Raw genomic sequence first — 13,324 nt, forward strand, 5'->3', positions numbered from 1 at the left:
CCTCTTCAACGAAGCGCCTCATCGATTCCCCCAAAAGAATCACTGGAGAATCATAACAGCCGCGCAGCGTTTTCACATAGCCAGGGTCAAAAGCAGTCGAGCCGCCGACGACTGCGCCACGTCCGCGGCGTTCTGGCTAGCAGACATTCTCGATCTGGGCGCGATCATCGCCGGAGGCCGAGACCAAGGTTACCGTGGGGTGGAGAGGTTCACTCGCCGAATGCGACAATCGAAAGCCGCCGGAGGATGCCGGCGGCTTGATGTCGATGGGAGGCATGTGCGACGGCAATCGCGCCGCACCTGTCTTCTCTGGCGCTAACCGCCGCTTACTCCGCCGCCTCCTTGCGCGGCGGATCGAGGGCGCCGGAGTCGTGGATCTCGGCGACCTGGTGGTCGCTGAAGCCCAGCACCTGGCGCAGGATCTCGTCGGTGTGCTCGCCGAGCAGCGGCGAGCGCGTGACGTCGGCCGGGCTGTCCGACAGCTTGATCGGGTTGCCGACCGAGAGATACTTGCCGCGGGTCGGGTGGTCGACCTCGACCAGGGTGCCGGTCTTGCGCAGCGACTCGTCCTCGGCGATCTCCTTCATCGACAGGATCGGGCCGCAGGGGATGTCGAACTCGTTCAAGATGTCCATGGCCTCGAACTTGGTCTTGGTCATGGTCCACTGCTCGATCCGGCCGAAGATCTCGTTCAGGCGCGGCAGGCGGGCAGCGGGCTTGGCGTAGTTCGGGTCGGTCTTCCAGGTCGGCTCGCCGATCACGTCGCAGATCTTCTCCCAGACCGGAGCCTGGGTGATGAAGTAGATGTAGGCGTTCGGGTCGGTTTCCCAGCCCTTGCACTTCAGGATGCGACCGGGCTGGCCGCCGCCGGAATCATTGCCGGCGCGCGGCACGGCGTCGCCGAACGGCACGCCCTCGCCGAACTGGCTGTATTCCTTGAGCGGGCCGTGCTCGAGGCGCTGCTGGTCGCGCAGCTTGACGCGGCAGAGGTTCAAGACGCCGTCCTGCATCGCGGCGGTGACGCGCTGGCCACGGCCGGTGTGGGTGCGCTGATAGAGCGCGGTGACGATGCCGAGGGCGAGGTGCAGGCCGGTGCCGGAATCGCCGATCTGCGCGCCGGTGACCAGCGGCAGGCCGTCACGGAAGCCGGTGGTCGAGGCGGCGCCGCCGGTGCACTGCGCGACGTTCTCATAGACCTTGCAGTCCTCGTAGGGACCAGGGCCGAAGCCCTTGATCGAGGCGACGATCATCTTCGGGTTGATCGCCTGGATCTTCTCCCAGGGGAAGCCCATGCGATCGAGCACGCCGGGGCCGAAATTCTCGACCAGCACGTCGCACTTCTTGATCAGCTCGGTCAGAACCTCCTTGCCCTTGGGGTTCTTGGTGTCGAGCGTGATCGACCGCTTGTTGTGGTTCAGCATCGTGAAATAGAGGCTGTCCACGTTGGGAATGTCCTGAAGCTGGCCGCGGGTGATGTCACCCACGCCCGGCCGCTCGACCTTGATCACGTCGGCGCCGAACCAGGCCAGCAGCTGCGTGCAGGTCGGTCCGGACTGGACGTGGGTGAAATCGAGAATGCGAACGCCCTCGAGCGCCTTGGTCATGTCTTGCTCTCCGTAACGATTGGTCATCCCGCGACAGCGGGCATCTGATGTCCTTGCGGGTGGCCTTTACTTCTTCTTCGTCAGCACGCTCTGCGGATTGAGGTTGCCGATACGGCCGCTCTCGGATCCCGCAGCAGGATCGATCACGGCGTTGATCAAGGTCGGCTTGCCGGAATCCATCGCTTCGTTGACGGCGCGCTTCAGCTCGTCTGGCGAGGTCGCGTTGACGCCAACGCCGCCGAAGGCCTCCATCATCTTGTCATAGCGCGCGCCCTTGACGAACACGGTGGTCGCCGGGTCGTCGCCCGCCGAGTTCTGGTCGGTGCCGCGATAGATGCCGTCGTTGTTGAAGATAACGACGCAGATCGGAAGATTGTAGCGACAGATCGTCTCGACCTCCATGCCGGAGAAGCCGAAGGCGCTGTCGCCCTCGATCGCCAGCACCGGCTTACCGGTCTCGACGGCGGCGGCGATCGCCGAGCCCATGCCGATGCCCATGACACCCCAGGTGCCGACGTCGAGGCGCTTGCGCGGCTGGTACATGTCGATGACGCCGCGGGCGAGGTCGAGCGTGTTGGCGCCCTCGTTGACCAGGATCGCGTCCGGACGCTCCTTGATGATGGTGCGGAGCACGCCGAGCGCGCCGTGATAGTCCATCGGTGAGTTGTTGTTCATCAGCCGCGGCGCCATCTTGGCGACGTTGTCCTCGCGCTTCTTCTGCACCGCGCTCAGCCACTCGACCGAAGCCTTGGGCCAGTTGCTGCCCATCGCCTCGCTGAAAGCCGTGACGACCGAGCCGATGTCGCCGACCACGGGGGCCGCGATCTCGACGTTGGAGTCCATCTCCTTCGGCTCGATGTCGACCTGGATGAACTTCTTCGGCTGTTCGCCCCAGCTCTTGCCCTTGCCGTGCGACAACAGCCAGTTGAGGCGGGCGCCGATCAGCATGACGACGTCGGAGTCCTTCAGCACGGTCGAGCGCGCCGCGCCGGCGCACTGCGGATGCAGGTCGGGCAGCAGGCCCTTGGCCATGCTCATCGGCAGGAACGGCACGCCGCTCTTCTCGACGAAGGTCTTGATCGCCTCGTCGGCCTGCGCGTAGGCCGCGCCCTTGCCGAGGATGATCAGCGGACGTTTCGCGTTCTTCAACAGATCGAGCGCGCGCTTCACCGAGTCGGGCGAGGGGATCTGCGCCGGGGCCGGATCGATCACCTTGACCAGTGAGGCCGCGCCGGCTTGCGCGTTCATCACCTGGCCGAACAGCTTTGCCGGCAGGTCGAGATAGACGCCGCCCGGACGTCCCGAGACGGCGGCGCGGATCGCGCGGGCGAAGCCGATGCCGATGTCCTGGGCGTGCAGCACGCGGAACGCCGCCTTGCACAGCGGCTTGGCGATCGCGAGCTGATCCATCTCTTCATAGTCGCCCTGCTGAAGGTCGACGATCTCTCGCTCCGAGGAGCCCGAGACCAGGATCATCGGGAAGCAGTTCGTCGTCGCATGCGCGAGCGCAGTGAGTCCGTTGAGAAAGCCGGGAGCGGAGACGGTGAGGCAGACGCCCGGCTTCTTGGTGAGGAAGCCGGCGATCGCGGCGGCGTAGCCGGCGTTCTGCTCGTGACGGAAGGAGAGCACGCGGATGCCTTCAGCCTGCGCCATGCGACCGAGATCGGTGATCGGAATGCCCGGCACGTTGTAGATCGTGTCGATCCCGTTCAGCTTCATCGCGTCGATGACGAGATGAAAACCGTCCGTGAGCTCCTCGTGCGTGTCGGGTGCCTCGGTCTTAACAGCAGTCTGCGCCATGCGCCTCTCTCCCTGGTCGTCTACGAAGGCGCTTTGCGGCGTCTTCTTCTGTTTGAACCTGTCAGCTGAATAATTCCTGGCCGTGCGTCTCGACATAGGTCGCGAGGCCCAGCGTGTGATCACGGGCGCGCTTCTCGGCGAGCTCGGTGTTGCGTTCCTCCAGCGCCTCGATGATCGCGAGATGCTCGGGCAGGGAGGCCGCGATACGATCGGTGCGCCCGATCGTGAGCTGGCGATAGCCGCGCACGTGCAGCAGGATGTCGTTGGTCATGTCGACCAACACGGGCGATTCCGACAGCGAGATCAGCGCCTGATGAAACGCGATGTTCGCCTTGGAATACTCCTCGACGTGCTCCTGCGGCGGGCGGTCCTTGCCGAAGTCCTTGAAGTAGTCGCGCAGCGCCGAGATGTCCTTCTTGCGCGCGATCGTCGTGATCAGCCGCGCCGCCATGCTCTCAAGCGCCGCCCAGGCGCGGATCATGTCGACGATCTCGCTCTTGGTCCGGCGCACCACGACGATGCCACGGCGCGGCACGGTCTTCACGAAGCCGTCCTGCTCCAGCATCGCGATCGCTTCGCGAATGGGCGTGCGGCTGACACCGAGGCGCTCGGAGAGAGCGCGCTCGTCGAGCATGACAGGCTCGGGCGAGGCGTAGATGTCCATCTTCAGAATGGCTTCTTTCAAGGCCTCATAGGCCTTATTCTTGAAGCTCGTCTCCGGGGCGATGCGAGCGATCGCGATGTCGGCCTCGGCCATGATGGGCAATGCCTTGTTCGTTTTTTCTGTAGACAAGACCGTCTCCTCTCCTTGGGAGATGCTTGTTTACAGCATTTTGCGTCCAAGTTTTTTGGCATACCAGATGCCAGGATGTCAAGCTGCGAGCTTTTTCAGCGTGTCCACATCTTCGTCGCGCTTGACAAAGTTTGCGTCTGGCATACCAAATGCCATAAACGACCAGCAATCTCCAGGAGGAAGCCCCGATGTCTGACGCCATCCCGAATGCCAAGGCCACGATCCGAGACGTTCTCGATCGTGTGAAGGCGGATAAACGCACCAGCCTCACCGCGCCCGAAGGCAAGATCGTGTGCGACGCCTACGGCATTCCGGTGCCGAAGGAGGGCCTGGCGAAGTCTGCGGCCGAGGCGGCCAAGCTCGCGGGCGACATGGGTTTTCCGGTCGTGATGAAGATCGTCTCGCCGGACATTCTGCATAAGACGGAAGCCGGCGGCGTCATTGTCGGCGTCAAGACTGCCGACGATGCGAAGACAGCGTATGAGACCATTCTCGCGAATGCGAAGAAGTACAAGGCCGACGCCAAGATCGAAGGCATCCAGGTGCAGCAGATGCTGACCGGCGGTACCGAGGTGATCGTCGGTTCGATCACCGACGGTTCGTTCGGCAAGCTGGTGGCCTTCGGCCTCGGCGGCGTGCTGGTCGAGGTGCTGAAGGATGTGACATTCCGCCTCGCCCCCGCGACCAAGGACGATGCCCTGTCGATGCTCGACGGCATCCAAGCCCACGAAATGTTGAAGGGCGTGCGCGGCGGCGATGCCGTGAGCCGCGAGGCGCTGGCGGACGTCATCGTCAAGGTGTCGAAGCTGGTCAGCGATTTCCCTGAAATCGTCGAGCTCGACCTCAATCCGGTGTTCGCGACCAAGACCGGCGCGATTGCGGCCGACGTCCGCATCGTCGTCGATTTCGACTACAAGCCCCGTCCGGCGCCGCGCTCGAACGAGGAAATCGTCACCGCGATGAACCGCATCATGAAGCCCCAGGCGGTCGCCGTGATCGGCGCCTCCGCCGAGGACGGCAAGATCGGCAACTCCGTGATGAAGAACCTGATCAACGGCGGCTACAAGGGCCAGATCTACCCGATCCACCCGAAGGCCTCCGAGATCCTCGGCTACAAGGCCTACAAGAGCGTCAAGGACGTGCCCGGCGTGATCGACACGGCGGTGTTCGCGATCCCCGCCAAGTTCGTCGCCGGCGCGCTGACCGAATGCGGCGAGAAGCAGATCCCCGGCGCGGTGCTGATTCCCTCGGGCTTTGCCGAAGCCAACGAGCCGGAGCTGCAGGCTGAGATCGTCGAGATCGGCAAGAAGTACAATGTCCGCCTGATGGGGCCGAACATCTACGGCTTCTACTACACGCCGGCCAATCTCTGCGCGACCTTCTGCACCGCCTACGACGTCAAGGGCCACGCGGCGCTGTCGTCGCAGTCGGGCGGCATCGGCATGGCGATCATCGGTTTTTCGCGCTCGGCGAAAATGGGTGTGTCTGCCATCGTCGGCCTCGGCAACAAGTCCGATATCGACGAGGACGATCTGCTCGCCTTCTTCGAGCAGGACCCCAACACCAACCTGATCGCGCAGCACTGCGAGGACCTCAAGGACGGCCGCGCCTTTGCGGAAGCCGCCAAGCGCGTCTCCAAGAAGAAGCCGGTCATCGTGCTCAAGGCCGGCCGCACCTCGGCTGGCGCCAAGGCGGCCTCGTCGCACACCGGCGCGCTCGCCGGCAACGACAAGATCTATGAGGACGTGCTGAAGCAGTCGGGCGTCATCCGTGCCCGCTCGCTGCGCCAGCTGCTCGAGTTTGCCCGTGGCGTGCCGGTGCTGCCGACGCCGAAGGGTGAGAACGTCCTCATCATCACCGGCGCCGGCGGCTCGGGCGTGCTGCTCTCCGACGCCGTCGTCGACAACGGCCTATCGCTGATGACCATGCCGGCCGACCTCGATGCCGCCTTCCGCAAGTTCATCCCGCCGTTCGGTGCCGCCGGCAACCCGGTCGACATCACCGGCGGCGAGCCGCCGATCACCTATGTGAACACGGTCAAGCTCGGCCTGTCGGACGACCGCATCCACGCGCTGATCCTCGGCTACTGGCACACGATCGTGACCCCGCCGATGGTGTTCGCCCGCAACATGGTCGAGGTGAAGAAGGAGATGGAGGCCAAGGGCTTCGTCAAGCCGATCGTCGCCTCGCTCGCCGGCGACGTCGAGGTCGAGGAGGCCGCCGAATATCTCTACCAGAACGGCATCCCGGCCTATGCGTACTCGACCGAACTGCCGGTCGAGGTGCTCGGCGCCAAGTACAAGTGGGCGCGCGGCGCGGGCCTGCTCTAAGTCAAATCGATGCGAATGCCGCTCCGGCGTCCCGCCGGGGCGGCACTTTCTTTGATAGCGTGACGTAGCAAGATCCGTCCGTCCGAGAACGGCGCCGCCTTCAGAGGTGTGGCGCAGAGAGGCGCCACGTGATCCGTCGCAAGACGATCGAGCCACGCCCGGATGCCGCGGCCGAGCCCCGCGACGGCGGCGTGCAATCCGTCGGCCGCGCGCTGCAGATCCTGGAAATTCTCGCCGAGGACGACGAGGGCTATCGCCTGAGCGATCTCGCCGTCCGTGCCGGGCTCTCCACCTCCACCGTGCATCGGCTGCTGACCACGCTCGAGAAGCGCCGCTTCGTCCAGTTCGACCGCATGGAATCGAAATGGCACGTCGGCGCGCAGAGCTTTGCGGTCGGCGCCACCTTCACCCGCCGGCGCAATTTCGTCGCGCTCGCCATTCCCTATCTGCGCCGCCTGCGCGATCAGTCGCGCGAGACCGCCAATCTCGCCGTCGTCGACGATGAATCGCTGATGGTGCTGCTGCGGCTCGAGAGCCGCGAGATCATGCGCTCGTTGACCAAGGTCGGCGGCCGCCTTCCGATGGTCGCCTCCGGCATGGGCAAGGCGGTGCTCGCGACCTATTCCGACGATGACGTCAACGCCATCATCCACCGCCAGGGCATGCCGCGCCTGACCGAGAAATCGATCATCCGCGCCAGCGACCTGTTTCGCGAGCTCGAAACCATCCGCCGCCAGGGCTACGCCGTCGACGACGAGGAGGCGAGGCTCGGCCTGCGCTGCATCGCCGCCGTCGTCCACGATTCCTGCCGCGAGCCGGTGGCCGCGATCTCGGTGTCCGGCCTGGCGAGCCGGTTGACGGAGGAGCGGGTGCCGGTGGTCGGGGGAATGGTGCGGGATATCGCAGGGGAGCTGACGGCGGCGCTCCGGGGCGTGGCGCAGCCTGACTAGCTTTGGCGTTCGGAACTACGCCGAATATAGCGGGGACCACGAGATAAATAGCTCGGTCGAGTGGGGGGACCTTAGAGGTCACCCCCATTTTCTATCCGACAGGAGAAATCTATCTACACTTTTGGCTGCAATTGCAGAACGGGAAGAGGTTGAGAGCCTAATGCTTCCTTGCAACACAATCTAAGGGGGAGTGCAAACTTTTTCACCATTTGCTCAAACGACTTGCCGAAATGGACGATCATTTGAACATAACAGGAACGAAATGTCAACCGAAAATCCGAAATCTAGTGTCAAACTTCGGAAGTCATAGGCCGGGGTCAACAGGATAAGCTAAAATCTGCGACCAACCACTATGATGCTAGCTTGTCCCGCAGTTACAACTTCCTTCATCGACTAGATTCCTCTTTATAGGCGTGAGTTGATTGCGTGAGGCGCTTACCCGCCGACTTGTTGCCCTCGAACCCGATCGGCACGGTCGTTCCCCCGCGTATGCTCAAGACGTGAGCAGGTCGCTAGCCTATTTGGGCTTGCGGGGGCCGCGACGTCGCGCAACGATCCCGCCGCAATAGGCCAGCACGTTCAGCGAGTTCACCGCATGACCAAACTCACGCGCTTCTCGGTCGGCCCCCTGCACACCATGACGCGGCGGCTCGCCGACGTCGCATCGGGTCGCGCCGCACCCGATCTCGTCATCACCGGCGCCCGCGTGCTGTCGACCTATTCGGAGCGCATTCTCCCGAACCGCGAGCTGTGGATCACCGGCGGGCGCGTCGCGGCGGTGAAGCCGGCCGGGGCGCACAAGGCGATACCGAGCGGGTTCGCGATCTACGACGCGGCCGGCGGCATCATCGCGCCCGGCCTCGTCGATCCGCACATCCACATCGAATCCTCGATGGTGACGGCCTGCGCCTATGCCGAGGCTGCGCTGCTCAACGGCACCACGACGATCTTCTGCGACAGCCACGAGATCGGCAACGTCATGGACGTCGCCGGCGTTGAGGCGATGCTGGAGGATGCGCGGCAGGCGCCGCTGTCGATCTTCCTCACCGTGCCCTCGACCGTGCCGGCGACCTCGGCGGCGCTGGAGACGGCGGGCGGCGATCTCACGCCGGACAAGATCGCCGGCCTGTTCGATCGCTGGCCGGAGGCGGTCGCGCTCGGCGAGAAGATGGATTTCGTGCCGGTCTGCATGGGCGACGAGCGCAGCCATGCCATCCTTGCGGCGGCTTTGCAGCGCGGACGGCCGGTGTCCGGGCATGTCTATGGCCGCGAGTTCGTCGCGGCCTATGCCGCGAGCGGCGTCACCGATACGCATGAGGCGATCGACCGCGACATCGCCGACGACCTGCTCGATGCCGGCGTCTGGATCTTTCTGCGCGGTGGTCCGCCGACGACGCCGTGGCACAGCCTGCCGCAGGCGATCCGCACCGTCACCGAGCTCGGCGCCTCGCACAAGCGCACCGCCGTGTGCACCGACGATCGCGATGCCGATGATCTCATGCTGTTCGGCCTCGACTGGGTGGTGCGCGAGGCGGTGAAGGCGGGGATGTCGCCGGAGCAGGCGTGGTCGATGGGCTCGCTGCACGGCGCGACGCGCTTTGCGATGGATGGCGAGATCGGCGGTCTCGGCGGTGGCCGCCGCGCCGATCTGGTGCTGCTCGACGACGGCCTGAAGCCGCAATCGACCTGGTATGGCGGCGAGCTGGTGGTGGACAAAGGCAAGATCACGCCGCGTCTCGATCAGGCGCTGTCGCAGCGCTATCAGTACCCGAAGGCGGCCTATGCCACGGTGAAGCTGCCGGCCAAGGTGACGCTGACGCCGGAGCTGCCCACCAAGGCCTGCACCGTCAATGCGATCAAGACGGCGCTGCCCGGCATCACGCTGATCCACGACAAGGTCGCGATCGAGCCGGCCAACGATTGGGAGACGCTGTTTGCGCGCTACGGTCTCTGCTTCGTCGCCGTGATCGAGCGCCACGGCAAGTCGGCCGGCAATGTCGCGCACGGGCTCTTGAAGGACTTCGGCCTCAAGCGCGGCGCCGTCGCCTCCAGCGTCGGCCATGACAGCCACAACATCATCGTCGCCGGCACCAACGAGGCCGACATGCAGGCCGCCGTCGCCGCGATCGGCGCGCAGCAGGGCGGCGTCTGCGTCGTGGCCGACGGCAAGGTGCGGGCGATGGTTCCATTGCCGATCGCCGGCCTGTTGTCGGACAAGCGCGTCACCGAGGTCGCCGAGGAGGTGAAGCTGCTCAAGAAGGAATGGGCGGAAGCCGGCTGCACCATTCCCTACATGGGCTTCAATTTGATTCCTCTATCGGTCATTCCGGAAATTCGTATCACCGACAAGGGCCTCGTGCTGGTGCCGCAGATGGAGCTTGCGCCGCTGTTCGAATAGCACCATCGAACCGTCATGCTGTTAGGACATGTCAGCTGTTTGTCGTCCTAACTAACTGAGGCCACCCGTGTTTTGCCGAGCGTGCCGCATCGTGGGAAAAATCGACGACTGAATTGAGATCGCAGCCGTCAGCAGCGATCCTCGCGCATCAACCAAAAGAGGAAGCGCGAGATGGCGAAGATGCGGGCGATCGATGCTGCGGTGCGAATCTTGGAGAAGGAAGGCGTTGACTGCGCCTTCGGCGTTCCTGGCGCGGCGATCAATCCGCTGTATTCCGCGCTGCAACGGCGCGGCTCGATCCGCCACATTCTCGCCCGCCACGTCGAGGGCGCCTCGCACATGGCCGAGGGCTACACCCGCGCCAAGGCCGGCAACATCGGCGTGTGCATCGGCACCTCGGGCCCGGCCGGCACCGACATGATCACCGGGCTCTATTCGGCGATCGCAGACTCCATTCCAATCCTCTGCATCACCGGCCAGGCGCCGCGCGCGCGGCTCCACAAGGAGGATTTCCAGGCCGTCGACATCGAGCAGATCGCCAAGCCCGTGACCAAATGGGCGGTGACGGTGCGCGAGCCCGGCCTCGTCCCGCGCGTGTTCAGCCAGGCTTTCCACATCATGCGCTCCGGCCGCCCGGGACCGGTGCTGATCGACCTGCCGCTCGACGTGCAGCTCGCCGAGATCGAGTTCGACGACGAGACATACACGCCGCTGCCGGTCTACAAGCCCGCGGCGAGCCGCAAGCAGATCGAGAAGGCGCTGGAGATGCTCAATGCCGCGGAGCGCCCGCTGATCGTCGCCGGCGGCGGCATCATCAACGCCGATGCCAGCGATCTGCTCGTCACCTTCGCCGAGACCGTCAACGTGCCTGTCGTGCCGACCTTGATGGGGTGGGGCGCCATTCCTGACGATCACGTGCTGATGGCCGGCATGGTCGGCCTGCAGACCAGCCATCGCTATGGCAACGCCAATTTCCTGGAGTCCGATTTCGTGCTCGGCATCGGCAACCGCTGGGCCAACCGCCACACCGGATCGCTCGAGACCTACACCAAGGGGCGCAGCTTCGTGCATGTCGACATCGAGCCGACCCAGATCGGCCGCGTGTTCAATCCCGATCTCGGCATCGTTTCGGACGCCAAGGCGGCGCTCGAGCTGTTCATCACCGTCGCACGCGAGTGGCGCAAGGCGGGCAGACTGCGCGAACGGCAGGCGTGGCCGGCGGCGTGCCAGGATCGCAAGCGCACGATGCTCCGGCGCAGCGATTTCGATCAGGTGCCGATCAAGCCGCAGCGCGTCTATCATGAGATGAACAAGGCGTTCGGCCGCGACACCTGCTATGTCAGCGTCATCGGCCTGTCGCAGATCGGCGGCGCGCAGTTCCTCAGCGTCAACCATCCGCGCCACTGGATCAATGCGGGGCAGGCGGGGCCGCTCGGCTGGACCCTGCCGGCCGCGCTCGGCGTCCGCGCCGCCGATCCCAGGCGCGAGATCGTCGCGCTCTCCGGCGACTACGACTTCCAGTTCCTGATCGAGGAGCTCGCGGTCGGCGCGCAGTTCAACCTGCCTTACATCCACGTCGTCGTGAACAATGCCTATCTCGGCCTCATACGCCAGGCGCAACGCGGCTTCTCGATGGACTATCAGGTGCAGCTCTCGTTCGAGAACATCAACGCGCCGGAGGTCGGCGGCTATGGCGTCGACCACGTCGCGGTCGCGCAGGGCCTCGGCTGCAAGGCGATCCGCGTCACCGACCCGCGCCAGGCGCAGGCTGCGTTCGCGACCGCGCGCGAATGGATGGCGGAATACCAGGTGCCTGTCGTGGTCGAGTTCGTGCTCGAACGCGTCACCAACATCGCGATGGGTACCGAGATCGACAACGTCGTGGAGTTCGAGGAGGTGCTCGATCTGCCGGTCGACGAGACGCCGGCCGAGCCGGCGCGCACCTTGCAGCCGGCTTGACCGCAGCCATCGCACTCAGTCGAGGACCCATGACATGCCGCGCTTTGCCGCCAACCTCACGATGCTGTTCAACGAGCTGCCGTTCCTCGACCGCTTCGCCGCCGCCAAGGCGGCCGGCTTCGGCGGCGTCGAATATCTGTTCCCGTATGATTTCGACAAGGCCGAGCTGCGCGAGCAGCTCGCGCGCCACGGGCTGACGCAGGTGCTGCACAATCTGCCCGCCGGCAATTGGGCCGCGGGCGAGCGCGGCATCGCCATCCTGCCGGATCGCGTCGACGAATTCCGCGACGGGGTGCGTCGTGCGATCGAGTATGCGAAGGCGCTGGATTGCCGCCAGCTCAACTGCCTCGTCGGCATCGCGCCCGAAGATGCCGATCCGCGCGAGCTCAACCAGGTGCTGGTCCGCAACCTGCGCTTCGCCGCGACCGCGCTGAAGGCGCAGGGGATCAAGCTGCTGATCGAGCCGATCAACACGCTCGACATTCCCGGCTTTGTCCTCAACCGCACGGCACAAGCGCTTCAGCTGATCTCGGAGGTCGAGTCCGACAATCTGTTCGTCCAGTACGACATCTACCACATGCAGATCATGGAGGGCGATCTCGCCCGCACGATGCAGAAGCATCTCGCCCGCATCGCCCACATCCAGCTCGCCGACAATCCGGGCCGCCACGAGCCCGGCACCGGCGAGATCAACTACGCCTTCCTGTTCCGCCATCTCGACGCGATCGGCTACCCCGGCTGGATCGGCTGCGAGTACAAGCCGCGGACGACGACGGGAGAGGGCTTGGGTTGGCTGACGGACCGCGCGGTCGTTCCCGCGAGCTGAGCTTGATTCCTTGGTCCCTTCACCGGCCTTTTCCAGTTAATGTCTGCGAGCCGACGTCGCCGGCGTCGGCTGAAAAGTCCGCGTTGGGCCGATTCCGTTGAAAAAGTAGGCGACAGTTTCGTCGTGAACAACTGCTGTTTCTTGGATGAGATGGCTTGGTGGGGTTCACGCAGGCGTCGGTGCGGGCATTGGGATCAGCTTGGCCATCTTACGAAGGTTCTGAGCGGCTGCCGCGAGGGTGAACTCGTCGCGTGCGCCGTTCGGCCCTCTTAGTCGCAGGCGATCGAGCTTGAGAATGCGCTTGAGATGCGCGAACAGCATCTTGATCTTCTTGCGGAGCCGGCGTGAAGTGCTGCCTTCCCACGAGCTTGCGATCTCGCGTGCCATGTCGCGAGCGCCCTCGTAGATCGAGCGCGGCACTTTTCGAGCCGGTGTGTTTGGGCAACACCTGCTCCTGAGAGAGCATGCTTGACAATCGTGCTTGCTCGCACGGTAGAGGACCGTCGTATCGTTGTTCACCAGCGTCCCTGTGGTGGTGAGGGTCTTGCCAGCGGGGCAGCGATAAATGTCCCCGGTATGGTCGTAGATGAAGGCCTCACGCGAGAAGGTCCCGTCGGTGCGGGCCGACTTGTCGAAGACGGTCACGTGCGGCTCGATCCCGTGC

At 64.6% G+C, this 13,324-nt stretch carries 9 protein-coding genes; 5 read left to right on the top strand and 4 right to left on the bottom strand.

Annotation, left to right across the window (positions count from 1 at the left end; genetic code table 11):
• Positions 1-326 precede the first annotated feature (326 nt).
• The 3 genes from frc to ACQR0W_RS33375 form a co-directional block, all read right to left on the bottom strand.
• Positions 327-1,604, bottom strand: coding sequence for a formyl-CoA transferase (gene frc / locus ACQR0W_RS33365; RefSeq protein ID WP_315718405.1), 1,278 nt, complete (start codon positions 1,602-1,604; stop codon positions 327-329).
• A gap of 66 nt (positions 1,605-1,670) precedes the next feature.
• Positions 1,671-3,404 carry an oxalyl-CoA decarboxylase gene (gene oxc / locus ACQR0W_RS33370; protein ID WP_315754568.1) on the bottom strand — a complete coding sequence of 578 codons (1,734 nt, stop codon included), beginning with the start codon at positions 3,402-3,404 and terminating at the stop codon, positions 1,671-1,673.
• 61 nt (positions 3,405-3,465) lie between these two features.
• Positions 3,466-4,197, bottom strand: a complete 732-nt coding sequence (locus ACQR0W_RS33375; protein ID WP_315718407.1) for a GntR family transcriptional regulator — start codon at positions 4,195-4,197, stop codon at positions 3,466-3,468.
• Positions 4,198-4,385: 188 nt separating this feature from the next.
• Here ACQR0W_RS33375 and ACQR0W_RS33380 point away from each other — a divergent pair, with 188 nt between their 5' ends.
• The 5 genes from ACQR0W_RS33380 to hyi all read left to right on the top strand — a co-directional run bounded on the left by ACQR0W_RS33380 (position 4,386) and on the right by hyi (position 12,660).
• Positions 4,386-6,527 (top strand): acetate--CoA ligase family protein, encoded by a 2,142-nt coding sequence (locus ACQR0W_RS33380; RefSeq protein WP_316171122.1) that lies wholly within the window; start codon positions 4,386-4,388, stop codon positions 6,525-6,527.
• Positions 6,528-6,655: 128 nt separating this feature from the next.
• On the top strand, positions 6,656-7,477 hold the full coding sequence (locus tag ACQR0W_RS33385) for an IclR family transcriptional regulator (protein ID WP_316171121.1): 822 nt from the start codon (positions 6,656-6,658) through the stop codon (positions 7,475-7,477).
• 595 nt (positions 7,478-8,072) lie between these two features.
• On the top strand, positions 8,073-9,875 hold the full coding sequence (locus tag ACQR0W_RS33390; protein WP_316171120.1) for an adenine deaminase: 1,803 nt from the start codon (positions 8,073-8,075) through the stop codon (positions 9,873-9,875).
• 171 nt (positions 9,876-10,046) lie between these two features.
• Positions 10,047-11,834, top strand: coding sequence for a glyoxylate carboligase (gene gcl / locus ACQR0W_RS33395; protein WP_315828561.1), 1,788 nt, complete (start codon positions 10,047-10,049; stop codon positions 11,832-11,834).
• Between the two features lie 34 nt (positions 11,835-11,868).
• A complete protein-coding gene (gene hyi, locus ACQR0W_RS33400) occupies positions 11,869-12,660 on the top strand; it encodes a hydroxypyruvate isomerase (protein ID WP_315754559.1) in 792 nt (263 codons plus the stop codon).
• Between the two features lie 165 nt (positions 12,661-12,825).
• Here hyi and ACQR0W_RS33405 read toward each other — a convergent pair.
• Positions 12,826-13,324: transposase (locus tag ACQR0W_RS33405; protein ID WP_434840906.1), on the bottom strand; the 499-nt coding region annotated here is incomplete at its 5' end.

It is taken from the genome of Bradyrhizobium sp. HKCCYLRH1034, assembly GCF_051168375.1.
In the GTDB taxonomy this organism is placed as follows: Bacteria; Pseudomonadota; Alphaproteobacteria; order Rhizobiales; family Xanthobacteraceae; genus Bradyrhizobium.

Coding starts and splice junctions, on each gene's coding strand:
- frc (WP_315718405.1), bottom strand. CDS start 1,604: ATGACCAAGGCGCTCGAGGGCGTTCGCATTCTCGATTTCACCCACGTC.
- oxc (WP_315754568.1), bottom strand. CDS start 3,404: ATGGCGCAGACTGCTGTTAAGACCGAGGCACCCGACACGCACGAGGAG.
- ACQR0W_RS33380 (WP_316171122.1), top strand. CDS start 4,386: ATGTCTGACGCCATCCCGAATGCCAAGGCCACGATCCGAGACGTTCTC.
- ACQR0W_RS33390 (WP_316171120.1), top strand. CDS start 8,073: ATGACCAAACTCACGCGCTTCTCGGTCGGCCCCCTGCACACCATGACG.
- gcl (WP_315828561.1), top strand. CDS start 10,047: ATGGCGAAGATGCGGGCGATCGATGCTGCGGTGCGAATCTTGGAGAAG.
- hyi (WP_315754559.1), top strand. CDS start 11,869: ATGCCGCGCTTTGCCGCCAACCTCACGATGCTGTTCAACGAGCTGCCG.